The sequence below is a fragment of the Stenotrophomonas sp. YJH_SMC_16 genome, from assembly GCF_059367875.1.
Genome location: NZ_JCAFRH010000009.1, coordinates 132,042 through 155,773, shown reverse-complemented (window position 1 = coordinate 155,773; position 23,732 = coordinate 132,042). Strand labels below are relative to the sequence as shown.

15 protein-coding genes are annotated in these 23,732 nt (G+C 66.5%); 6 read left to right on the top strand and 9 right to left on the bottom strand.

The window, feature by feature from the left end; genetic code table 11:
• Positions 1–14: 14 nt before the first annotated feature.
• From betI to rpfF, 5 genes are all read left to right on the top strand, one after another.
• A complete protein-coding gene (gene betI / locus AC5P6E_RS18140) occupies positions 15–605 on the top strand; it encodes a transcriptional regulator BetI (protein ID WP_005409501.1) in 591 nt (196 codons plus the stop codon).
• 38 nt (positions 606–643) lie between these two features.
• A complete protein-coding gene (gene betB, locus AC5P6E_RS18135; protein ID WP_019338548.1) occupies positions 644–2,116 on the top strand; it encodes a betaine-aldehyde dehydrogenase in 1,473 nt (490 codons plus the stop codon).
• A gap of 101 nt (positions 2,117–2,217) precedes the next feature.
• Positions 2,218–3,900, top strand: coding sequence for a choline dehydrogenase (betA, locus tag AC5P6E_RS18130; RefSeq protein WP_010482497.1), 1,683 nt, complete (start codon positions 2,218–2,220; stop codon positions 3,898–3,900).
• Between the two features lie 171 nt (positions 3,901–4,071).
• Complete coding sequence (locus AC5P6E_RS18125) at positions 4,072–5,748, top strand: long-chain fatty acid--CoA ligase (RefSeq protein ID WP_010482498.1); 1,677 nt, start codon at positions 4,072–4,074, stop codon at positions 5,746–5,748.
• Between the two features lie 200 nt (positions 5,749–5,948).
• Positions 5,949–6,818 carry a diffusible signal factor synthase RpfF gene (gene rpfF / locus AC5P6E_RS18120; RefSeq protein ID WP_019338547.1) on the top strand — a complete coding sequence of 290 codons (870 nt, stop codon included), beginning with the start codon at positions 5,949–5,951 and terminating at the stop codon, positions 6,816–6,818.
• A 12-nt stretch (positions 6,819–6,830) separates the two neighbouring features.
• On the opposite strand, the gene AC5P6E_RS18115 is transcribed toward rpfF, so the two are convergent.
• From AC5P6E_RS18115 to AC5P6E_RS18080, 8 genes are all read right to left on the bottom strand, one after another.
• Positions 6,831–9,554, bottom strand: a complete 2,724-nt coding sequence (locus AC5P6E_RS18115) for a response regulator (RefSeq protein WP_099560710.1) — start codon at positions 9,552–9,554, stop codon at positions 6,831–6,833.
• Position 9,555: 1 nt separating this feature from the next.
• Positions 9,556–10,695 (bottom strand): cyclic di-GMP phosphodiesterase response regulator RpfG, encoded by a 1,140-nt coding sequence (gene rpfG, locus AC5P6E_RS18110; protein ID WP_006364528.1) that lies wholly within the window; start codon positions 10,693–10,695, stop codon positions 9,556–9,558.
• Positions 10,696–10,900: 205 nt separating this feature from the next.
• Positions 10,901–12,412 (bottom strand): lysine--tRNA ligase, encoded by a 1,512-nt coding sequence (gene lysS / locus AC5P6E_RS18105; protein ID WP_019338545.1) that lies wholly within the window; start codon positions 12,410–12,412, stop codon positions 10,901–10,903.
• Positions 12,413–12,576: 164 nt separating this feature from the next.
• Positions 12,577–14,217: an acetolactate synthase large subunit gene (locus tag AC5P6E_RS18100; protein WP_019336233.1), complete on the bottom strand. Its 1,641-nt coding sequence runs from the start codon at positions 14,215–14,217 to the stop codon at positions 12,577–12,579.
• Between the two features lie 63 nt (positions 14,218–14,280).
• On the bottom strand, positions 14,281–15,666 hold the full coding sequence (locus AC5P6E_RS18095) for an aldehyde dehydrogenase family protein (RefSeq protein WP_019336234.1): 1,386 nt from the start codon (positions 15,664–15,666) through the stop codon (positions 14,281–14,283).
• Positions 15,667–16,217: 551 nt separating this feature from the next.
• Positions 16,218–17,000: a helix-turn-helix transcriptional regulator gene (locus AC5P6E_RS18090; RefSeq protein WP_008267447.1), complete on the bottom strand. Its 783-nt coding sequence runs from the start codon at positions 16,998–17,000 to the stop codon at positions 16,218–16,220.
• A 153-nt stretch (positions 17,001–17,153) separates the two neighbouring features.
• Positions 17,154–18,279, bottom strand: a protein-coding gene (prfB, locus tag AC5P6E_RS18085) for a peptide chain release factor 2 (protein WP_097048047.1) whose coding sequence is annotated in 2 segments (ribosomal slippage) — positions 17,154–18,203 and positions 18,205–18,279 — 1,125 coding nt in all. Because the reading frame shifts where the segments join, the coding sequence is not laid out codon by codon here.
• Positions 18,280–18,349: 70 nt separating this feature from the next.
• Positions 18,350–19,207, bottom strand: a complete 858-nt coding sequence (locus tag AC5P6E_RS18080; protein WP_019336235.1) for a LytTR family DNA-binding domain-containing protein — start codon at positions 19,205–19,207, stop codon at positions 18,350–18,352.
• Between the two features lie 175 nt (positions 19,208–19,382).
• Between AC5P6E_RS18080 and AC5P6E_RS18075 the strand changes: the two genes are divergently transcribed.
• Complete coding sequence (locus tag AC5P6E_RS18075; RefSeq protein WP_019336236.1) at positions 19,383–20,582, top strand: acyltransferase family protein; 1,200 nt, start codon at positions 19,383–19,385, stop codon at positions 20,580–20,582.
• 102 nt (positions 20,583–20,684) lie between these two features.
• Here the strand turns inward: AC5P6E_RS18075 and AC5P6E_RS18070 are convergent, their stop codons facing one another.
• On the bottom strand, positions 20,685–23,594 hold the full coding sequence (locus tag AC5P6E_RS18070) for a DUF2135 domain-containing protein (protein ID WP_495231166.1): 2,910 nt from the start codon (positions 23,592–23,594) through the stop codon (positions 20,685–20,687).
• Positions 23,595–23,732: the final 138 nt, after the last annotated feature.

Below are 23,732 nucleotides of genomic sequence, written 5' to 3'. Positions count from 1 at the left end.
TCCGTGGAGAGACAATGCCGAAGAAAGGCGTGGAACCGGTACGGCGCGAGCAGCTGATCCGGGCCACTTTCCAGACCATCGACGAGATCGGCATGGCCGATGCGACCGTCGCCACCATCGCGAAGAAGGCCGGGCTGTCCAGCGGCATCGTCGCCCACTACTTCGGCGACAAGGACGGCCTGCTCAATGCTGCAATGCGGCAGATCCTGCGCGAACTGAAGGACGCGGTCGCCCGCTACCGCGCCGACGCCAGCGACGACCCGCGCGAGCAGCTGCGCGCCATCGTCGATGGCAACTTCGACGACAGCCAGATCAACGGCACCGCCATGCGCGTCTGGCTCACCTTCTGGGCCGCGAGCATGCACCAGCCGGAACTGGCCCGGCTGCAGCGCGCCAACGACCAGCGCCTGTTCTCGAACCTGTGCCACCAGTTCAACCGCCTGCTGCCCCACCCGCAGGCCCGCCTGGCCGCCCGCGGCCTGGCCGCGATGATTGACGGCCTGTGGCTGCGCGGCAGCCTGGTCGGCGGCCAGTTCAATGCCGAGAAGTCCCGGCGCATCGCTTACGGCTATATCGACTTCCAGTTGCAGGCTGTCGCGCTATAAGCGCTTCAGCACCCGCCCCCTTCCAAGGAGTACGCCCCATGACCACCCTGCCCGTCCAACAGCTCTACATCCACGGCCAGCGCGTCGATGCCACCAGCGGCAAGACCTTCAAGACCATCAACCCGGCCACCGGCGAGGTGATCGCTGAAGTGCAGGTCGCCAGCCAGACCGACGTCGAGCGTGCCGTGCAGAGCGCAGCCGAAGGCCAGAAGGTGTGGGCCGCGATGACGGCCATGGAGCGTTCGCGCATCCTGCGCCGTGCCGTCGAGCTCCTGCGCGAGCGCAACGACGAACTGGCCCACCTGGAAACCCTGGACACCGGCAAGGCGCTGGCCGAAACCACCACCGTGGACATCGTCACCGGCGCCGACGTGGTCGAGTACTACGCCGGCCTGGCCACCGCCATCGAAGGCATCCAGCTGCCGCTGCGCGAATCGAGCTTCTTCTACACCCGCCGCGAGCCGCTGGGCGTGGTCGCCGGCATCGGTGCTTGGAACTACCCGATCCAGATCGCCATGTGGAAGTCGGCCCCGGCCCTCGCCGCCGGCAACGCAATGGTGTTCAAGCCCTCCGAAGTCACCCCGTTGACCGCGATCCGGCTGGCCGAGATCTACACCGAAGCCGGCGTGCCGGCCGGTGTGTTCAACGTCGTGCAGGGCCCGGGCCGCGAGATCGGCCAGTGGCTGACCGAGCACCCGGTGATCGAGAAGATCTCCTTCACCGGCGGCGTCGCCACCGGCAAGAAGGTCATGGCCAGCGCCGCGTCCTCGTCGCTGAAGGAAGTGACCATGGAGCTGGGCGGCAAGTCGCCGCTGGTGATCTGCGATGACGCCGATCTGGACCGTGCCGCCGACATCGCGGTGATGGCCAACTTCTTCAGCTCCGGCCAGGTCTGCACCAACGGTACCCGCGTGTTCGTGCCGCGCAGCATGCTGGCCGCGTTCGAAGCCGCTGTTGTCGAGCGCGTCAAGCGCATCCGCATCGGCGACCCGATGGCCGCCGAGACCAACTTCGGCCCGCTGACCAGCTTCCCGCACATGGAAAACGTGCTGCGCTACATCGAAAGCGGCAAGACCGAAGGCGCCCGCCTGCTGACCGGCGGCGGCCGCGCCACCGAAGGCGCGCTGGCCAATGGCGCCTACGTGCTGCCGACCGTGTTCTCCGACTGCCGCGATGACATGACCATCGTCAAGGAAGAGATCTTCGGGCCGGTGATGAGCATCCTCGCCTACGACGACGAGGACGAAGTGGTGCGCCGCGCCAACGACACCACCTTCGGCCTGGCCGCCGGCGTGGTCAGCAAGGACGTCAGCCGCGCCCACCGCATCATCCACCGCCTGGAAGCCGGCATCTGCTGGATCAACACCTGGGGCGAATCGCCGGCCGAAATGCCGGTCGGCGGCTACAAGGAATCCGGCGTCGGCCGCGAGAACGGCATCTCCACCCTCGGCCACTACACCCGCATCAAGTCGGTGCAGGTCGAGCTGGGCGACTACGCCAGCGTGTTCTGACCGGCGCGCGCTGCGCGCGCCCCATCGTCCGGCCATCGTGCCGATCCGACATTCCGCCGGGACGCCTGCATGCAGCGCGCCCCGGCCTGCAGGAGACACCCATGAGCACCCATAACGAGTACGACTACATCATCATCGGCGCCGGTTCGGCCGGCAACGTGCTGGCCACCCGCCTCACCGAAGATGCCGATGTCAGCGTGCTGCTGCTGGAAGCCGGTGGCCCGGACTACCGGCTCGACTTCCGTACCCAGATGCCGGCGGCACTGGCCTTCCCGCTGCAGGGCAAGCGCTACAACTGGGCGTACAAGACCGATCCCGAGCCCTTCATGAACAACCGCCGCATGGACTGCGGCCGCGGCAAGGGCCTGGGCGGCTCGTCGCTGATCAACGGCATGTGCTACATCCGCGGCAACGCGATGGACTACGACAACTGGGCCAGCATGCCGGGCCTGGAAGACTGGACCTACCTGGACTGCCTGCCCTACTTCCGCAAGGCCGAAACCCGCGACATCGGCCCCAATGACTACCACGGTGGCGACGGCCCGCTGCGCGTGACCACGCCGAAGGCCGGCAACAACGAGCTGTTCGCGGCGATGGTCGAAGCCGGCGTGCAGGCTGGCTATCCGCGCACCGACGACCTCAACGGCTACCAGCAGGAAGGCTTCGGCCCGATGGACCGCACGGTGACCCCGAAGGGCCGTCGCTCCAGCACTGCCCGCGGCTACCTGGACCTGGCCAAACCGCGTCCGAACCTGACCATCGTCACCCACGCGCTGACCGACCGCATCCTGTTCTCGGGCAAGCGTGCGGTGGGCGTGCAGTGGCTGCACAACGACCAGCCGCAGCGTGCCACCGCCCGCCGCGAAGTACTGCTGTGCGGCGGCGCCATCGCCTCGCCGCAGATCCTGCAGCGCTCGGGCGTCGGCCCGGCCGACCTGCTGCGCAGCCTGGACATCGACCTGGTACACCACCTGCCCGGCGTCGGCGCCAACCTGCAGGATCACCTGGAGATGTACCTGCAGTACGAGTGCAAGAAGCCGGTCTCGCTGGCGCCGGCACTGAAGCTGTACAACCAGCCGGCCATCGGTGCCGAGTGGCTGTTCCTGGGCACCGGCATCGGCGCCAGCAACCAGTTCGAAGCCGGTGGCTTCATCCGCAGCGATGCCGAATTCGACTGGCCGAACCTGCAGTACCACTTCCTGCCGGTGGCGATCAATTACAACGGCTCCAACCCGATCAAGGCGCACAGCTTCCAGATGCACGTCGGTTCGATGCGCTCGCCCAGCCGCGGCCGCATCCATGTGCGTTCGAAGGATCCGCGCGAACATCCGAGCATCCTGTTCAACTACATGTCGCACGAGCAGGACTGGCGTGAGTTCCGCGCGGCGATCCGCATCACCCGCGAGATCTTCGCGCAGCCGGCGCTGGCACCGTACAGCGGCCGCGAGATCTCGCCGGGCAGCGCGCTGCAGACCGACGCGCAGATCGACGCATTCGTGCGCGAGCATGCCGAGACCGCCTACCACCCGTCGTGCTCGAACAAGATGGGCCATGCCGATGACCCGATGGCGGTGGTCGATGGCCAGGGCCGCGTGCACGGCCTGGAAGGCCTGCGCATCGTCGATGCCTCGATCATGCCGCAGGTGGTGACCGGCAACCTCAACGCGCCGACCATCATGATGGCCGAGAAGCTGGCCGACGTGATCCGCGGCCGCACCCCGCTGGCCCGCAGCACCGCGCCGTACTACAAGGCCAACGGCGCACCGGTGCGCAAGCAGGGCTGACGCAAGCGGCCCGATCGAGCGCAGATGCCGGCCAGCGGCCGGCACTACCCAGCAAAGAGGCCCTTCGGGGCCTCTTCGCGTTTTCCCTACGGCGGGGTATGCTGCAATGAACGGCCATTGTCGCTACGCTCAGGGCCGAACCTAATACATCACGATTCCTGGAGGGGGAATATGAGTCTGGATCGTCCCTGGCTGCAGAGCTATCCGAAAGGCGTTCCCGCCGAAATCGACGTCAACGAATTCCATTCGGTCGCCTCGGTCTTCGACGCTTCCGTCGCGAAATTCCGCGACCGTCCCGCCTACTCCAGCTTCGGCAAGGTCCTCACCTATGGTGAGACGGATGCGCTGGTCACCCAGTTCGCCGCCTACCTGCTGGGTGAGCTCAAGCTCAAGAAGGGTGACCGCGTCGCCCTGATGATGCCCAACTGCCTGCAGTACCCGGTGGCCACCTTCGGCGTGCTGCGCGCCGGACTGACCGTGGTCAACGTCAACCCGCTGTACACCGCGCGCGAACTCAAGCACCAGCTGGTCGACGCGGGCGTCAGTGCGCTGGTGGTAGTCGACAACTTCGGCGACACCGTCGAGCAGGTCATCGCCGACACGCCGGTCAGGCACGTGGTCACCACCGGCCTGGGCGACCTGCTCGGCGCCAAGGGCGCGATCGTCAACTTCGTGCTGAAGTACGTCAAGAAGATGGTGCCCAACTACCACATCAAGGGCGCCGTCCGCTTCAAGCAGGCGCTCAAGCTGGGCAGCCGCCACGCGCTTCCGCCGGTCGAGATCGACCACGACGACATCGCCTTCCTGCAGTACACCGGCGGCACCACCGGCGTGGCCAAGGGTGCGATGCTGACCAACCGCAACCTGATCGCCAACATGCAGCAGGCGTCGGCGTGGCTGTCCACCTCGGGCATCGAGCCGGGCAAGGAAGTGATCATCACTGCCCTGCCGCTCTACCACATCTTCGCGCTGACCGCTAATGGCCTGGTCTTCATGAAGTTCGGTGGCTGCAATCACCTGATCACCAACCCGCGCGACATGAAGGGCTTCGTCAAGGAGCTCAAGGGCACCCGCTTCACTGCCATCACCGGCGTCAACACGCTGTTCAACGGCCTGCTCAACACCCCGGGCTTCGACGAGATCGACTTCTCTTCGGTCAAGTTCACTCTGGGCGGCGGCATGGCGGTGCAACGTGCCGTGGCCGAACGCTGGAAGAAGGTCACCGGCGTGACCCTGGTCGAAGCCTACGGCCTGACCGAGACCTCGCCGGCAGCCTGCATCAACCCGCTCACCCTGCCCGAGTACAACGGCGCCATTGGCCTGCCGATCCCGTCCACCGATGCCTGCATCAAGGACGACAACGGCAATATCCTGGCGCTGGGCGAAGTGGGCGAGCTGTGCATCAAGGGCCCGCAGGTGATGAAGGGCTACTGGCAGCGGCCGGAAGAAACCGCCACCGCCATCGACGCCGACGGCTGGCTGCACACCGGCGACATGGCGAAGATGGACGAAAAGGGCTTCTTCTACATCGTGGACCGCAAGAAGGACATGATCCTGGTGTCCGGCTTCAACGTGTACCCGAATGAGGTCGAAGACGTCATCGCGATGATGCCGGGCGTGCTGGAAGTCGCCGCCGTCGGTGTCCCGGACGAGAAGTCCGGCGAAGTGGTCAAGGTCGTGATCGTGAAGAAGGACCCGAACCTGACCGCGGAAATGGTCAAGGAACATGCGCGGGCAAACCTGACCGGTTACAAGCACCCCAGAATCGTAGAATTCCGAAAAGAGCTGCCGAAGACCAATGTCGGCAAGATTCTCCGTCGCGAGCTGCGTGATACGCCCGCCCAGTAAGGGTTTCCGGGCAACGGGACAATACAGGGACCCCGCCGGAGACGGCGGGGTCTTTCTGTTACCGGAACATGGCCGGTACAGCGCTTGCGGGCGGTTCACGACGGGTGCATAGAATCAGTCGCCGCCGCACGTTCAGCCCGCCCCCCTCACTCCTCTCCGTCCGCTCTGCGGTTGGCCGGACGGTCACACGGAGAACTCCCATGTCCGCAGTACGCCCCATCATCACCCGCCCCTCGCAGCACCCTACCCTGCGTATCACCGAGGAGCCCGAGCGGGATGTCTACTGGATCCACATGCACGCCAACCTGGTCAACCAGCCAGGCCGGCCGTGCTTCGCCTCGCGCCTGGTCGATGACATCGTCGACTACCAGCGCGACCTGGGCGACCGCCTCAGCGCCTCGCACGCCCTGTCACCCCATGTCGTTCTTGCCTCGGACAGCGACGTGTTCAACCTGGGGGGCGACCTCGAACTGTTCTGCCGCCTGATCCGCGAAGGCGACCGCGCCCGCCTGCTCGACTATGCCCAGCGCTGCGTGCGCGGCGTGCATGCCTTCCATGCCGGCCTGGGCACCCGTGCCCACAGCATCGCCCTGGTCCAGGGCAATGCACTGGGTGGCGGCTTCGAGGCCGCACTCAGCTGCCACACCATCGTCGCCGAGGAAGGCGTGCTGATGGGCCTGCCGGAGGTGCTGTTCGACCTGTTCCCGGGCATGGGCGCCTACTCCTTCCTGTGCCAGCGGATCAGCCCGCGCCTGGCCGAGAAGATCATGCTGGAAGGCAACCTCTACACCGCCAGCCAGCTGAAGGAGATGGGCCTGGTCGACATCGTGGTGCCGGCGGGCGAAGGCGTTGCTGCGGTCGAACAGGTGATCAAGGAAAGCCGACGCATTCCGCACGCATGGGCAGCGATGCGTGAGGTCAACGAGATCGCCACCATGGTGCCGCTGCATGAAATGATGCGGATCACCGAGATCTGGGTGGACACCGCCATGCAGCTCGGCGAGAAGTCCCTGCGCACCATGGATCGGCTGGTACGGGCGCAGGCCCGGCGCAATGGCGACCCGGCCTGAGCGTCTGGCGGGTCAGGACGGGCTGCGCTCGCTGTCGTCGCGGTGCGGTGCCCCCGCGCCACGGGCAGCCAACGCATTCCTGCCGTTGCGCAGGGCGGTCGCCAGGCTGCCGAGGCGGGCGCTCCATTCACCCTTCAGCTGCCAGTCCGCCATGCGCATGATTTCGCCACTGGAGGCGGCAACCTGGACAAGCCCCAGGTTGCTCGCCACACCGCGCAGCGCGTGTGCGTGCTCGCGGAAATCCTCCCAGGCCTGGCGCTCGCCGCAGCCCTGCAGCTGGCCCATGCTCGCGTCGACGTCCGCCAGGCATTGGTCGATGAACTTGCGTTCGAAGCCATCGCCCATGCCCAGCGACGCCAACTCGTCCAGTACTGCGGTATCGAGCACGCCATCGCCGACCGGCAATGCCGGCACCGACTGGATGCCGGACTCGGCGCGGGTGTTGGCGGCGACATCGGCCAGCACTTCAAGCAGGCGGGTGGCCACCACGGGCTTGGCAAGGAAGGCGCGGGCACCGGCCTGCTCGCAACGCAGGATGGACTCGGGGGTGACGTCCGCGCTCAGCACCATGACTGGAACGTAAGGCATGCCACTGGCCTGCATCACCCGCAACTGCTTGAGCAGATCCAGTCCGCTCATGCCGGGCATGTGCAGGTCGACGATCGCCGCGTCGTAACTGGCCTGCTCCAACGCATCCAGCACTTCGGCGCCGCCATTGACGCAGGTGACCTTGTGGCCGGCCTTCTCCAGCAACCGCTGCAGCACCATGCGGTTGGCTTCGTGGTCGTCGGCCACCAGAACCCGCAGGCTGCGCACCCGTGCACGATGGCGCAGGAAGGGATTGGAAAACGCGATGACATTCCCAGCCTCAGCCACCTCGGACGGAACCGCCGGGGCTGATGAGGTGTCTGCGACGTCCAGCGTGATCTCGACCCAGAACACGCTGCCGCGCGGGCTGTTCGGCGCATAGCCGACCTGCCCGCCCATCGACTCGACCAGGCCCTTGGCAATGGCCGTGCCCAGACCGGTGCCTTCATGGCGACGGGCCAGGCCGACATCGCCCTGCTCGAAGGCATTGAACAGGCGCCCGCGCAACGCCATCGGCACGCCGATGCCGGTATCGACGATCTCGAATCGCAGGCGCATCCGCTCGCTGCCCAGCGCATCGGGGCTGGACACGCGCAGATGCACGTAGCCGCTGTCGGTGAACTTGACCGCGTTGCCCATCAGGTTCAGCAGGATCTGCTGCAGATGCCCGGCATCACCCAGCAGGCGCGGCGGCACGTTGTCGTCCACCTGCACGCGATAGTCCAGCGATTTGGAGCGGGTCTGCGGGGTGAGGATCAGGTTGATCGCCTGCAGCACATCGGCCAGCGCGAACTCGTGCCACTCCACGCGCACCTTGCCGGCTTCGATCGCGGAGATGTCCAGCACTTCTTCCACCAGCGCCAGCAGGCTGCGCGTCGAGGCCTGGATGGTGTTCAGGCACTCGCGCTGTTCATCGTCCAGGCGGGTGGTGGCCAGCACCTCGGTCATGCCGGCCAGCCCGTTCAACGGCGTGCGGAATTCATGGCTCATGTTGGCCAGGAAGCGGCTCTTGGCTTCATTGGCCTGGCGCGCCTCGGCCACCGCCCGGGTCAAGGCATGCAGCAGCGAATCGAAGTACAGCGGAATCGCGCCCAGGCCCAGCAGCAGGCCCCAGCCCAGATAGTCGTGGCCGCGCCAGTATGGCGACAGCATCACCGTGCACAGGAAGGCCAGGCAGCCCATGGCAGTGGCCACGCGCAGGTAGGTGCTGCCGTAGCGCATGCCGTTGCCGATCGTGACCCACAGCATCACCGCATACAGCGGTGCCGCCGGCTCGCCCTGGATCGTCATGATCCAGGCCATGCAGGTGTAGTCGGTCAGCATGCCGATCACCCTGCGCACATGCGACACACCCGGATTGACCAGGATCGCGGTCAGCAGGCCGGCGGAAATGGTCAGCTCGAAGGCGAGGATCAGCCACGTCGTCGTCAGCGCTTCACCGCCACCGCTCAGCGAACGCCAGCCGAGATAGCTGATGAACAGCGCCGTGATGATGATGCGGATCAGGTTCTGCGCGTGCTCGCTGTCCTCGCGCCCGGACAGGCGCTGCTTGAAGCGGGCCAGCAGCGAGCGCTTGTCGGAGCCAGCGGCGGGCGTCGTATCCATGGTCGGATGTCGCATCCTTCGGCGCAGCAGGGAGGAGCAGCACAACGGTACTGCCAGCAACCCCAACCACAGGGAAATGGCCAGGCCCAGATTGGCCTGCCAGTAAGGGGTCAACAGCACGGTGGTGCCGAAACTGACCATCGCCAGCACGATGGCAGCGGCCAGGTAGCGCGGCCCGAAGCGCAGGCCGTTGCCCACCGTGACCCACATCACCACCGCGTACACCCACGCCAGCGGCTCGCCCATCTGGATCATGCCGACCGCGATCAGGCCGTAATCGGCCAGCATCCCGGCCACCCGCCGCGGGTCCGAGCGCTCAGGCTTCCACAGCAGCCAACCGCACAGCAGTAGCGACAGGCCCAGCCCGGTCAGCACCGTTGCCAGCACGCCCTGGTACTGGTCCAGCCGGTGCAGGCGGGCACCTGACAACAGTACATAGACCAGGATCAGCGAGATCAGCACCACCCGCACGATCGCCTGGCCATGTTCCGAATCCGGACGCTGCGCCAGCCGACGCCTCACGCGTGCGAACAGGTCCTGCATGTCACCCACCCGGTCGCGTCGATGCCGTCGAGTGCTGGGCGCAGATATCCATCAACTGCTGGTGACCGCGCATCAGCGCATCCACGCAGCGCGGGTCGAACAGTCGGCCACGCTGGGCGTACAGATAAGCCAGTGTGGCTTCCATGGTCCATGCTTCCTTGTACGGACGGGGTGAGATGAGTGCGTCGAAGACATCGGCCACGGCGACGATGCGCGCTTCCAGCGGAATCGCCTCACCGACCAGCCCATCCGGGTAGCCGCTGCCGTCGTATCGTTCGTGGTGGCGCAGCGCGATCAATGCGCCGACCTGGATGAAGCGGTTCTGGCTGCCGCTGAGCAGTTCATGGCCGATGCGCGGGTGACGGCGCATGATCGCCAGCTCCTCGTCGTTGAGCTTGCCCTGCTTGAGCAGCACGGCATCGGGAATGGCGATCTTGCCCATGTCATGCAGGGGCGCGGCCATCTCGATCAGGCGCACGTCGTCTTCGGGCAGGCCCAGCTGCTCGGCGATCAGCCCTGCCACGCGCGCCATGCGCTCGAGGTAGGCACTGGTGCCGGCATCACGGAACTCGATCGCCCGCGCCAATCGCGACAGGGTCTCGCGTTCGCGTTCCTCGACCTCGTGCATGCTTGCCAGCAAGCGCTGCTCCAGCGACAACGCGCGTTGCTTCACGTTCTCGGTCTGCTGGCGCAGCTGCAGCAGGTTGTAGCAGCGCGCGCGCAGTTCGCGCGGGCGGATCGGCTTGACCAGGAAGTCGATGACCCCCGCTTCCAGCGCCGCCTGACGAATCGGCTCGTCGCCGACCACGGTGATCAGGATCACCGGAATGTCGCGATGCTTGGGCAGGCGGCGGAAACGGCGGGCGAACTCCAGCCCGTCCATCTCTGGCATGCGGTAATCGAGCAGCAGCAGGTCGACCGGATGCGCCTCGCACCAGGCCAATGCGGTCAGCGGATCACCGAAGTCATACACGCTCAGTTCGGGCGCGATGTCCTCGATGACGTGACGCAGCATCGTCCGGGCGGACGTCTGGTCGTCAACAATGACGATGTTCAACGCGTACTCTGCCTGGTTTCTCGACCATGCTGGATCATCAGCAGGCGAGGATACCCTGCCGCTGCGAACGCTCGCACCCTGCATCGGCCTGACTCCCGTGTCATGCGTCCCGGTTCATGATCGTCATCACATTGTGAAGCGGACTCTCCACAATGCGCACTCCCCCTGGCGCCGATCACGCCATAACAGACGTCAAGGTAGTGCATTAACGATACGCCGAGTGCGGGAGGCGTCAATCGCGCCGTCTCATTTCGCGACGGCGCGCACAAACAGGAGTCAAAAAGACGACTTACTGCTCCGGACGCATGTACGGGAACAGCAGCACGTCGCGGATCGAGCTGCTGCCGGTCAGCAGCATTACCAGGCGATCGACGCCGATGCCGAGGCCGCCGGTCGGGGCCATGCCGTACTCCAGCGCACGGATGTAGTCGGCGTCGTAGTGCATGGCCTCGTCGTCGCCACCCTCCTTCGCCGCCACCTGCGCCTGGAAGCGCTGGGCCTGGTCTTCCGGGTCGTTCAACTCGGAGAAGCCGTTGGCCAGCTCCTTGCCGTTGACGAACAGCTCGAAGCGGTCGGTGTAGCCCGGATCGTTGTCGTTGGCGCGGGCCAGCGGCGAGACTTCCACCGGGTGGTCGGTGATGAAGGTCGGCTGGATCAGCGTGTGCTCGACAGTGGCCTCGAAGATCTCCAGCAGCAGCTTGCCCCAGCCGTAGGACGGCTTGACGCGGATCTTCAAGCGCTCGCAATGGCGCAGCAGGGCGTCGCGATCGGTGCAGTCGGCCGCGGAGATTTCCGGGTTGTGGTGACGCACCGCCTCGTCCATGCGCCAGCGGCGGAACGCCGGACCCAGGTCGATCTTCGCACCGTCCCACTCCACCTCGGTGCCGCCGTTGACCGCCTTGGCCACGTCACGGATGACGCCTTCGGTCAGGTCCATGATCTCGTTGTACGTGGCATAGGCCTCGTACAGCTCCATCATGGTGAATTCCGGGTTGTGGCGGGTGCTGACGCCTTCGTTGCGGAAGTTGCGGTTGATCTCGTACACGCGCTCCAGGCCACCCACGGTCAGGCGCTTGAGGTACAGCTCCGGCGCCACGCGCAGGTACAGGTCCAGGTCCAGCGCGTTATGGTGGGTGGTGAACGGCTTGGCCGCCGCGCCGCCGGGGATGTAATGCATCATCGGCGTCTCGACTTCCAGGAAGTCGCGGTTGTCCAGCCACGCGCGCATGGCGCGGATGATCTTCGAGCGCTTGATGAATACCGCGCGCGATTCCGGGGTCACGATCAGGTCGACGTAACGCTGGCGATAGCGCTGCTCGACGTCGGCCAGGCCATGCCACTTGTCCGGCAGCGGGCGCAGCGACTTGGTCAGCAGGCGGATCGATTCGGCCTTGACCGACAGCTCGCCGGTCTTGGTACGGGTCAGGCCGCCTTCCACGGCGATGATGTCACCCACGTCCCAGCCCTTGAAGGCGGTGTAGGCATCGCCCAGCACGGCGCCCTGCAGGAACAGCTGGATGCGGCCGGACTCGTCCTGGATCTGGGCGAAGCTGGCCTTGCCCATGATGCGCTTGGCCATCAGGCGGCCGGCCATCTTCACCTGGCGGCCGTTACCTTCCAGGGCCTCGGCGGTCCACTGTTCGGCATCGGCGAACTCTTCCTGCAGGCGGCCGGCGAAGTCCTCGCGACGGAAGTCGTTCGGGTACGCGATGCCCTGCCCACGCAGCGCTTTGAGTTTCTCACGGCGCTCGGCAATCAACTTGTTTTCGTCGACGGGGGGGGTATCGGTAGCTTCGCTCATGGATCTGCGGGAATCGTGTAGTGAGGGGGGATGCTGCGCCGGCAAAGCCGGTTGGACAGCATACCAAAACCGCCCCGCCCCGGCCCCGGCAGCGCCCGGTAGCGCCGGGCCATGCCCGGCGGTCGGTCGGCGCACGAATCCGCCGGGCGTGGCCCGGCGCTACCTCAGCCGTTCCCCGGGAAGGCCTGCCGCAGCTCGTCCACCAGTACCCGCTGGTTCTCCGAGTAATCGATCGGCACCGACACCAGGTGCACGCCTCCCTCGTTGAACGCCGCCTCCAGTGTCGGGATGAACTGCTCGATGGCGGTCACCTCATGGCCCTTGCAGCCATAGGCCTGCGCGTACTTCACGAAATCGGGATTGCTGAAGGTCATGCCGTAGTCGGTGAAGCCATCCACCGCCTGCTTCCAGCGGATCATCCCGTAGGCGCCATCGTTGAGGATCAGCACCACCAGGTTCAGGCCCAGCCGGCGCGCGGTCTCCAGCTCCTGGCTGTTCATCATGAAGCCGCCATCACCGCACACCGCCAGCACCCGCCGCTGCGGATGCAGGATCGAGGCCATGATCGCCGACGGCAGGCCCGCACCCATGGTCGCCAGCGCGTTGTCCAGCAGCAGCGTGTTGGCCACCTGGGTGCGGTAGTTCCGCGCAAACCAGATCTTGTACATGCCGTTGTCCAGCGCCACGATGCCGTCCGGCGGCATCACCTGGCGCACGTCATGCACCAGCCGCTGAGGAGTGAAGCCGTCCTCCTCGGCACGGGCGGCCAGGTGCTCCAGGATGGTCGCGCGCAACGGCAGCAGCGCATCGGCGTTCGGCACCGCGCCTTCGATGCGGTCGGCCAGCTGGGTCAGCGAGCGGCCGATATCGCCGATCACTTCCACCTGCGGGAAGTACACCTGCTCCACCGCCGCCTGCGAATAGCCGATATGGATCACGGTCGGCCCACCCGGACGCATCACGAACGGCGGCTTCTCGGTGACCTCATGGCCGATGGTCACGATCACATCGGCCTGGTCGATGGCCATGTGCACGTAGTCGCGCTCGGTCAGCGCCGCGGTGCCCATGTACAGGCCCGAACCACCGGCCACCGCGCCCTTGCCCATCTGCGTGGTGAAAAACGGGATGCCGGCACGCAGCACGAACGCCGACAGCGCCTCGCTGGACTGCGGCCGCGACGCCGCCGAAGCGATCATCAGCAACGGTCGCTTGGCATTGCGGATGATCTCCGCCGCACGGTCCAGTGCTTCCGGACTGGCGATGGGACGATCCACCGCGTGCGGCGGAATCAGCGCCACGTCCCCGACCTCATCGGCCGCGATGTCTTCGGGCAGCTCCAGCAGCACCGGGCCCGGGCGCTCTTCCAGCGCGGTGCGGAATGCCTCGCGCACGATCGTCGGGATGGTGCGCGCCGAGACGATCTGCCGCGCCTGCTTGGTCAGTGGCTTCATCGTGCTGACGATGTCGACGATCTGGAAGCGTGCCTGCTTGCTGGCCACGATGCCCTTCTGGCCAGTGATCATGATGACCGGCCACGCACCAAGCAGCGCGTAGGCGGCGCCGGTGGTGAAGTTCAGCGCGCCCGGCCCCAGCGTGGCCAGGCACACCCCGGGCTTGCCGGTCAGGCGGCCATAGGTGGCCGCCATGAATACCGCTGCCTGCTCGTGGCGGGTGATGACCAGCTCGATGCTGGAATGGCGCAGCGACTCGACCACGTCGAGATTCTCTTCGCCGGGGATACCGAAAATGCGCTCGACGCCTTCGTTCTCAAGTGCGGCGACAAGCAGATCTGAACCCTTGGACATTGGAATGCCGTCCTTTTCGCTGGACTGATGATGGATCGTTGCAGGAAGGATGGAAGCTGCGCGTCAACGCTTGTCGAACCAGACCGTCTGCGCGTTGACGAACTCGCGGATGCCGAAGTGCGAGAGTTCGCGGCCGAAGCCGCTCTTCTTCACGCCCCCGATCGGCACGCGCGGGTCGGAAGCAGAGAATCCGTTGACGAACACGCCGCCGGTCTGCAGCCGGCGCGCCAGCTGCATCGCACGGGCGCGGTCGCCGCTCCACAGGTTGCCGCTGAGGCCGAACTCGCTCTGGTTGGCCAGCTCCACCGCATGGTCGGCATCACGAGCGCGGCTGATCGAGGCCACCGGACCGAAGGTCTCGGTATCGAAGGCCTGCATGCCCGGCTCCACGTCGGCCAGCACGGTGGGTGCGTAGAACGCGCCCGGGCGATCCAGCTGATGGCCACCGACCAGCAGCTTCGCGCCCGCGTCCACCGAAGCGCGCACCTGCGCGTCCAGCTGTTCCAGCAGGTCCTGGCGTGCCATCGGACCAATGCGATTACCCGCTTCACGGCCATCGCCGATGGTCAGCGCCTGCACCTTCTGGCAGAACTGCGCCACGAAACGGTCGTATACCGCGTCTTCAACGATGATGCGCTTGCCGGCGATGCAGACCTGCCCGGTGTTCTGGAAGCGTGAGGCCACCGCCGCATCGACGGCAGCGTCCAGATCGGCGTCGGCCAGCACGATGAACGGATCCGAGCCGCCCAGCTCCAGCACCACTTTCTTCAACGCCTGCCCGGCCTGGGCGGCGATGCTGCGGCCGGCCGCCACGCTGCCGGTCAGAGTCACCGCCGCGATGCGGTCATCGGCGATTGCACGACTGGTGCCGTCGCGGCTGATGTTGGCGGCGATGAAGGTGCCTTCCGGCAGCCCTGCATCACGCCACGCCGCGTCGAGCAGCTGCGCGGTACCGACGATGTTCTCGGCCGGCTTCAGCAGGAAGCCGTTGCCGCCCATCAGGATCGGCACCGCCGCGCGCATCACCTGCCAGTACGGGAAGTTCCACGGCATGATGCCCAGCACCACGCCCAGCGGCAGGTAGGACACGTAAGCCTTGTCGTCAGGCACCTGGGTCGGCTCGTCGCGCAGGAACTGCGCACCGTGGTCGGCATACCAGTCGCACAGCACGGCGCACTTCTCGATTTCGGCCAGGGATTCGGCCTGGACCTTGCCCATTTCGGCGGTAGCCAGCGCAGCCAACTTCTCACGGTCGCGGCGCAGTACCGCGGCCATCGCACGCAGTACATCCGCGCGCTGTTCGAGGCTCTTGGCGCTCCAGGCCGCGAAGCCGACCTGACCGCGGTCGAGGATTGTTTCCAGTTCGGCGTCGGTGGCGAAGGGATGGCTGGCGATCTGTTCACCGGTGGCCGGATCGCGCGAAATGGCAGTGCTGGGGGCAGCGGACATGCAGGGCTCCTGTTGTCTCGAAAACGGGCGGTGGCCCGTCTCCTGCACAGGAATGTGGACCCGATTGGCGGAGGCAACAAGGCGTCTGCTTATCCTGTGACCTGCACTTACCTGTCTGAATGGGGGAGGTGTCGGCAGGGCTGCGCCCTGCACCCGCAGAGGCCAGGGCAACGTCAAGGTCAAAGGCCTGCATTCCGTGGGATGGCGGGGTGGGTCCGCGATCTGTCGGAAATACTTTTGGGGTCAGATCCGTTTTCCTGTGGAAAACGGATCTGACCCCCGGAATTTCATTCGATATCTGACAGATGTGTCGACCAAGGTCGACACCTACCTACAGCCACTACCTACAGCCACGTGAACCTGTCGAAGGTGGGGCGGTGTCGGAGTGCGGGGTGTCAGCCGCATGGATGCGGCTGCCAAGCCCCCAGGGACGGGTTTACGGCGTCCCCGCACTCCGACACCGCCCCGCCATCTCACGGAATGCCCGCTGTTGCTGTTGCTGTCGCTTCGGCCTCTGCTGGTGCAGGGCTGCAAGCCTTGCCGAACACCCCCTACTTCCGCGGCAGGTAAGTCACCAGGGACAGATCGTGCCGGCTCTCCGGCACCAGCGCCACGTACTGCAGGTCCAGCAACCCGCGCGTGGGATGGTTCAGCTTCTTCGCCCCTTCATCGAACCGTCGCACGTCGTGCTCCGGCCACCACTGGCGGAACTCCTCGCTGTGCGCGGCGATGTCCTCGACCAGCGCCAGGAACGGGGCCTTGTCCGGCGCCTGCGCCATCGCCGCGCGGAAGCCTGCCAGCAGGCCGCGGGTCATTTCTTCCCAGTTGAGGATCAGCGTGCGGTAAGGCGGGTACAGGAACATCAGCCGCAGCGTATTGCGCTCATGCGGCGCCAGCTGGCTGTAGTCCACGAACAGCTCGGCGATGGCCGGGTTCCAGGCCAGGATGTCGAAGCGTGTATTGCGCACATACGCAGGGATCGGCTGCATCGCCTCCACCAGCTGGCGCAGGCCATCGGTCACGCTTTCGTCCGGTGATTCCAGTGGCACGCCATAGCCGGACAACGCGAACGCATAGGCGCGTTCGTCGTCGCTCATGCGCAGCACCTGCGCCAGGCGCTCAAGCACCTCGGGCGAGGCACGCACTTCGCGGCCCTGCTCGATCCAGGTGTACCAGCTGACGCTTACGCCGATGGCCAGCGCCACTTCCTCGCGCTTCAGGCCCGGGGTGCGCCGGCGCCCGGCCGGAAGGCCGAGCGTGGCGGGATCGACACGGGCGCGGCAGGCCTTGAGGAAGCCGCCCAGTTCCTTGCGTTCACTTTCGCTGCGCATCATCGCTACCGCCGTGCCCGTTGTAGCGTCGAGCCATGCTCGACGCATCTGCTACCCCGCGAAATGCAGCTGAGCATGGCTCAGCTCTACAGGACGTGTGATCGACCACCCTCGGCGTTGCGCACGAGGGTGACGATATCCGCGCAGGCGCGCCGATCAGGCATCGACGCGCTTGGAGCCCACAGCCAGGCCGGCCTTCAGGCTGGCCTCGACGAACTCGTCCAGGTCGCCATCCAGCACCTTCTGCGTATCTGAACGCTCGATGCCGGTGCGAAGGTCCTTGATGCGGCTCTGGTCCAGCACGTAGTTGCGGATCTGGCTGCCCCAGCCGATGTCGGACTTGGTGGCTTCCACCGCGTCCTTCTCGGCGTTGCGCTTCTGGATCTCCAGCTCGTACAGCTTGGCGGCCAGCATCTTCATCGCGTTGTCGCGGTTCTGGTGCTGGCTGCGGCCGGTCTGACAGGCCACAACGATGTTGGTCGGGATGTGGGTGATTCGCACCGCCGACTCGGTCTTGTTCACGTGCTGGCCACCGGCACCGGACGAACGGTACACGTCGGTACGCAGGTCGGCCGGGTTGATGGTGATGTCGATGTTGTCATCGATCTCCGGCGACACGAACACCGAGGTGAAGCTGGTGTGGCGGCGGTTGTCCGAGTCGAACGGCGACTTGCGCACCAGGCGGTGCACGCCGGTCTCGGTCTTCAGCCAGCCATAGGCGTAGTCGCCTTCCACGCGCAGGGTGGCCGACTTGATGCCGGCGACGTCGCCACCGGAGACTTCCATCAGCTCGGTCTTCCAGCCGCGCGATTCACACCAGCGCAGGTACATGCGCAGCAGGATCTCGGCCCAGTCCTGGGCTTCGGTGCCACCGGCACCGGCCTGGATGTCGACGAATGCGGCCGCATTGTCCATCTCGCCGGAGAACATGCGCTGGAATTCCAGCTTCTCGACGTGCGACTGGTGCTTGTCCAGGTCGGCGACCACGGCCAGCGCGGTGTCCTCGTCCTGCTCGGACTCGGCCAGCTCAAGCAGTTCGGTGGCATCAGCCAGGCCGTCGAGCACCGAGGCGATGCCGCCCACGGTCTTTTCCAGGCTGGAGCGCTCGCGGCCCAGATTCTGGGCGTACTCGGCGTTGTTCCAGACGTCGGGGCTTTCCAGCTCCCGCGTTACTTCTTCAAGACGCTCTTTCTTGGCGTCGTAGTCAAAGATACCCCCGAAGCGACAGCACGCGATCGGTCAGATCGGTGATGCGCTGGCGGACAGGATTCAGTTCGATCATGTCGGCGGTTATGCATTCAAAAGATGACTGGTAATGATACCGCAGGCCGGGGATGCCCGGAATGAGGGCCTCATCCGGCCCCCAACGCCTGCCGCAGCAGCGGCAGCTGGCGCCGGCTGCAGGGCACCTTGGCCCCGTCAGCCATGTGCAGCAGGGCCTCGCCGCCGTCCAGCGGCTCGATCGAGCGCAGCTGGCCCCGATGGATCAGCCAGCTGCGGTGCGGGCGCAGGAACTCGCCCGGGTCGAGCCGCTGCTCCAGCACTGCCATGGTGATCCGCAGCGGATAGTCGTGGCCGCGTACCCGCAGGTTCACATAGTTCCCTGCGGCCTGGGCGTACTCCACGTCCGCCGTGGCGACCAGGAACTCCTTGCCCAGCTTGCGCACCAGGAAGTGCTGGGGGCGCTCGACCGGCTCCACCGGCGGGCCGACGTCCGGCTCGGCCAGCAGGCTCGCCTCGCCCTGCCTGCGCCGGCCGAACCAGCTGGCAAAGTGCTCCAGTGCCACGAATATCGCAAACGTGCGTACATCCTTCAGGTATTCGTAGGCAAAACGCTCCAGCCAGCCGGCATCATCCTGGTAGCGATGGCCCAGCGACCCGTAGGCCAGGTGCCGCAGCAGCACCATCCCCACCACGTGCAGCAGCGACCAGCCGACGCTGGCCAGCAGATACAGCGGCAACCGCTGCTTCCAGGTATCGGCATGCAGCGGCCAGCGCTCGCAGCCCCACCACAGCAGCGGCAGGGTCAACAGGACCAGGCCGAGGCTGCTGAACTCCCAGATCATCGGCTCCCACAGCCCGAGATCGGCGCCGCGGCGACTGGCGTCCATCACTTCCACCAGCGCATTGGTCACTGCCGAGGCCGACAGGATCGTCGCCCATACCAGCAGGCGCGTTGAAGTACGCCAGCGCGGTCGGCCCTGGGTCATTGCTGCATCCATGTCGTTGCGGTGCTCCAGCCTGCCTCAAGGGACCAAAGGTAGCCGCTCCATTGGTCCCGCCACCCCCGCCATTGGTCACTGCGCGGGTTCCGGCGGCCCCTTGGCAGTGGCTGCACAGGCCGGACGGCGTCACGTTGGCTCGACCTTCCGGCACACCTCCACCATGACCCGACGCCACGACATCGACGCCCTGCGCGTGTTCGCCTTCGCCCTGCTGATCCTCTACCACACCGCCATGGCCTATGTGGACGACTGGGGCTTCCACCTCAAGAGCGTGCATACCGCCGAATGGCTGCAGTGGCCGATGCTGTTCGTCAACCGCTGGCGGATGTCGCTGCTGTTCCTGATTTCAGGCATCGCCATCGCGCTGATGCGGCCGGAAAGCAGGCCGCTGCGCTTTGCCGGCCTGCGCACGTGGCGGCTGCTGCTGCCCCTGCTGTTCGGCATGTTCGTGATCGTGCCGATCCAGCCCTACTGCGAGGGCGTGGCCAACGGTCATGTTGCGCCCGGCTTCGGGCATTTCCTGCTGCGCTACTGGCAGGTGCGGCCGTGGCCGGAAGGCAGTTTCGCCGGCTGGCAATACGGCATCACCTGGAACCACCTGTGGTACCTGGCCTATCTGTGGAACTACACGCTGGCCCTGGCCCTGCTGATGCCATTACTGGGAACGGCCGTGGTGCGCCGTGCGATCGCGTTCTGCGCCGCCTCGCCGATACTGCTGATCGGAATTCCGTCTGCGCTGCTGCTGGCCTGGGTGATCTGGCTGGAGCCGGTCTATCCGTCCACCAATGCCCTGCTTGGCGACTGGTATCAGCACGCGAAGTACGCGACAGTGTTCCTGGCCGGCTACCTGCTCGGTCGTGAGCCGGTGTTCTGGCAGCGCCTGGTCTCCCTGCGCCGCACCACGCTGTGGCTGGCGCTGGCGGCGGTCGGCTGGTATCTGGGGTTGCGCATCCTCGGCCAGGTGCTGCCGGCTGACTCCTCGCTGCGGCAATGGCCTGAAACGTTCTGGGACCTGCAGGGCAGGACCAGCCAGTCGGTGTACGTCTGGACCGCGCTGCTGGCCATCCTCGGCTGGGGCAAGGTCTTCCTCGACCGCCCGTTCGGCTGGCTACCGTACTGCACCGAGGCCATCTATCCCTGGTACATGCTGCACCAGAGCCTGATCATCGTGCTGTTGTTCTGGCTCAAGCCATTGCAACTGGGTCCTTGGCTGGAGCCGTCGCTACTGCTGGGCGGCACCGTCGGCGGCTGCCTGCTGATCCACGAACTGCTGATCCGTCGCGTGCGCTGGCTGCGCCCCCTGTTCGGCCTGCGCGCCAATCCGCCAGCATCGCCGGTTGCACACGCTGCGCAGTTGTAGAGCCGAGCCAACGCTCGGCTGCCTCTGCCATGAGCCGAGCATGGGCTCGGCTCTATACCAACGTGGTCGAGCGCGCTCGACTCCATACGGGCGTGCGAGCGGTCAACGCACCTCGAACTCGCCCACCAGCACGGTTTCGGCTCGGTCCTTCAACCGCATCGTGACCATCTGGTCCTTCTGCTTCGACGTGCCCCAGTGGGTGGTCAGGCGCAGCATCAGCTTCGTCGCCCCGGTCACCAGCTGCTGGCGGCTGCCGAAGTAGTTCGCCTCCACCTTGTACTTGCCCGGCTTGGCGTTGCGTAGCGAGAACTGCTCGGGACCATAGCCGCCGGTGAAGTCCTGCGACATCTGCCCGCCCTGGTAGGTCAGGCGGTTGCCGTAGTAGGCGCGCTCGCCGTTCGGGTCGGTCACCCACAGGTCCATGTCGCTGTTGTCGGCATCCCACGACAGCACCACCCGCAGGTCCAGCGGCATCGCCTGCAGCAGGCGCGGGTCGATGCCGGTGGTATCCAGCCGGGGCGTGCTGCGGGCCACCAGGTTCGTCAGTTCATCCAATGCGATCAGGGCGATGCCATCGAAGCGGCTGTCCCACGGCCGCACCACCACCTGGTACAGCGGCGCCAGCGCCTGCTGCGGCTTGCCGGCCGCCGCCAGTGCCAGGCCGAGGTCGCGGAAGCTCTGCGGTTCCTCCTGGCCCATCGCCAGCACCTGCTCGAACACCGGCACCGCCAGCGCGGGAGCATCGGCCTGCATCAGTCGGTAACCGAGCACGCGCAGCAGGTGGCGGTTGTCCAGGTCCATCTCGGCCAGGTTCGACAACACGCGCAGTGCCAGGTCGCGCTGACCCTGCGCCAGCAGCAGGTCGGCCACGTCGAGGAAGAATGCGCTGCTGTCGGCATGGGCATCGCGCTCGGCCAGGTAGCGGTCATACAGTTGCGACGCCGGGCCCTGGCGCAGGCGCCGGGCGATGGCCGAGTCCGGCTGCCAGGCCGCCAGCTGGATGCCGAGCTCGCCCTCGTTGGCGGCAGCGGGCGCAGCGACACGGCCACCCGTGACCGTGATTGAATCCAGGGCCTTGTTCGATGCAGGCGCCGAGCGACGTGCACGCGCGCTGCTGGCTTCCATGCGCTGCTCGGCGGCGGCCATCGGTGCCGGGGCGGGCGGTGCCGCAGGGGCCGGCGCGGCGAGCATCGCCACCGGCGCCGATTCCATCGCGTAGTCCGCGGAGGCCACTTCCAGTGCCCCGCCCTTCGGCTGCGGCGGCATTCCCTTCGGCCAGCTGCGGTTCCACCATTGCTGGCGCTCCTTCCAGCGTGCAGCCACTTCATCCAGGCGCTCGCGATCCGCAGCGGCGCGATCCGCCACCTGCACGGCGAATCGTGCATCGTATTCGGTGCGGAGCGTGCCAGACGGACGGATCGCATAGCGCAGGTAGTCATCCAGGGTTTCCAGCACGATCAGCGAGGTATCCGGCCCCACCAGGCCAAACTGCTGGGACAGGCGCTGCATGGCCTCACGGTTGCTGCGGCGGTCGACGGCCAGTTGCTGCAGGCGCGCCTGCGCCCACAGGCCGGCCAGCAGTTCGCCGTCATCGCTTTTCTGCGTGGCCGGCAGCGCCTGCCATTCGCCGCCACCCACGCGCACCCGCATCGGCACACCGTCGGCCGCTAGTCGTGCGTGCAGCCACAGCCAGCCCTGGGCTTCACTGCGACGATCGATCACCACGTCCTGCACGCCGCGCCCCGCATCGACCTGCACATCCAACGGCGACGACAGCAGCTCGCGCGCCGCTGCATCGACATCCTCACCCAGTGCAACAAAGCGGCCACCATGCGCTTCGCTCCAACCACGCAGTCGCACGGCATCGGTGCGCGCACCGGCGCTGCTGATCGCAAACAGGCGTTGATCCGCCACCATCGCCGGTAGCTGTTCCGGCCCATAGGTCAGCAGGCCATCGCTGACCAGCAGGTATTCCTTCACGCCCGGCTGCGGCTGCCACTGTGCCAGCGCGCTGGCACCGTCCGGGCGCACGGCCTGCAGGGCTGCGCGCAGTTCACTCCAGTTGCCGGCGCGGATACGGAATCGACGCACCTGTTCGGCGCGATCGCGCAGCACGGTCAACGCCACGGTGCCGTCACCCATCGCGGCGAAGTACCGATCCAGCAGGGCGAACTCGCGCGTGCGGTCACGCTGCCCACCCGAGCCGGAGCCATCCCACAGCAGGCCGATCTCGCGGGGCAACGTGCGCGGCGTGCTGCCGGTCGACACCGGCAGCTGCGCCAACAGGTAGTGCCCGTCCTGCCAGGGCGCCACCTGGACCTGCGCCTGACGTGCTGCGGGCAGGCTCCACTGCAGCTGCTTCGGCAACTGCGCGCCCCTGCCCTGCCACTGCAGCTGGCCCGCGCTGATGCGGAATGGCGCCGTACCCGCGGCCGTCGCGCCCGGGGCCTGCAGCTTCAGTTCAACCGAGGCTGCACCGGCGGCGAACTGCAGCGGCAGCGTCCATTGCCAGCCGTGGCCGTCGAAGGCCAACGGCTCACGCATCACCAGCTGCACGCGCCGACTGCCGCCGGCCGGCAGCGGGTAGATGCGCAGGCGGAACTGGTTGCCAGCGGTCTGTTCCAGCAGGCCCGGGTCGACGCCGCGGCGGGCAATCTCCTCGAATACCTGACGACCGCGGTCCTTGGGCACCGGCACCGCGTCACGCAGCTCGCCGTTGATATCCAGCGCGAAGCCGCTGATCTGCTGACCGTCGCCCAGCGGGAACTGCAGCTCACCTTCCAGCACGCGCCGGTTCGGGTTATGGAATTCCAGGGTGATCCGGGTCTGGGCGATGCCCGCCTGGACTTCGCCCTCGATGCGTGCGCGCTGCAACTGCACCGGTTGTTCGGCGGCCGGCGCGATCAGCAGCGGCGTGGCGGCCTGCGGCCGGGAGATCGGGGGCGACTGCGCGCCAGCGGGCCAGGCCACAAGGGCCAGCAACAACACAGTGCAGCATCGGACGAAGACCATGACCGGACTCCAGTGGGATCGTAGACCGTTGAACGCACGAGCTGCCGGAACGGGGTTGGCGGGGTCCCAAAAAAGGGGACGGAGGGGATTAAGTCGCAATAGCAACCAAGGCAAAAACGACTTGATCCCCTCCGTCCC

What these genes read in the sequence shown, in the direction of transcription:
- betA (WP_010482497.1), top strand. Translation starts at nt 2,218, where the DNA reads ATGAGCACCCATAACGAGTACGACTACATCATCATCGGCGCCGGTTCG.
- AC5P6E_RS18075 (WP_019336236.1), top strand. Translation starts at nt 19,383, where the DNA reads ATGACCCGACGCCACGACATCGACGCCCTGCGCGTGTTCGCCTTCGCC.
- AC5P6E_RS18080 (WP_019336235.1), bottom strand. Translation starts at nt 19,207, where the DNA reads ATGACCCAGGGCCGACCGCGCTGGCGTACTTCAACGCGCCTGCTGGTA.
- rpfG (WP_006364528.1), bottom strand. Translation starts at nt 10,695, where the DNA reads ATGCAGGGTGCGAGCGTTCGCAGCGGCAGGGTATCCTCGCCTGCTGAT.
- AC5P6E_RS18100 (WP_019336233.1), bottom strand. Translation starts at nt 14,217, where the DNA reads ATGTCCAAGGGTTCAGATCTGCTTGTCGCCGCACTTGAGAACGAAGGC.
- AC5P6E_RS18125 (WP_010482498.1), top strand. Translation starts at nt 4,072, where the DNA reads ATGAGTCTGGATCGTCCCTGGCTGCAGAGCTATCCGAAAGGCGTTCCC.
- betI (WP_005409501.1), top strand. Translation starts at nt 15, where the DNA reads ATGCCGAAGAAAGGCGTGGAACCGGTACGGCGCGAGCAGCTGATCCGG.
- lysS (WP_019338545.1), bottom strand. Translation starts at nt 12,412, where the DNA reads ATGAGCGAAGCTACCGATACCCCCCCCGTCGACGAAAACAAGTTGATT.
- betB (WP_019338548.1), top strand. Translation starts at nt 644, where the DNA reads ATGACCACCCTGCCCGTCCAACAGCTCTACATCCACGGCCAGCGCGTC.
- AC5P6E_RS18115 (WP_099560710.1), bottom strand. Translation starts at nt 9,554, where the DNA reads ATGCAGGACCTGTTCGCACGCGTGAGGCGTCGGCTGGCGCAGCGTCCG.
- rpfF (WP_019338547.1), top strand. Translation starts at nt 5,949, where the DNA reads ATGTCCGCAGTACGCCCCATCATCACCCGCCCCTCGCAGCACCCTACC.
- AC5P6E_RS18095 (WP_019336234.1), bottom strand. Translation starts at nt 15,666, where the DNA reads ATGTCCGCTGCCCCCAGCACTGCCATTTCGCGCGATCCGGCCACCGGT.
- AC5P6E_RS18070 (WP_495231166.1), bottom strand. Translation starts at nt 23,594, where the DNA reads ATGGTCTTCGTCCGATGCTGCACTGTGTTGTTGCTGGCCCTTGTGGCC.
- AC5P6E_RS18090 (WP_008267447.1), bottom strand. Translation starts at nt 17,000, where the DNA reads ATGATGCGCAGCGAAAGTGAACGCAAGGAACTGGGCGGCTTCCTCAAG.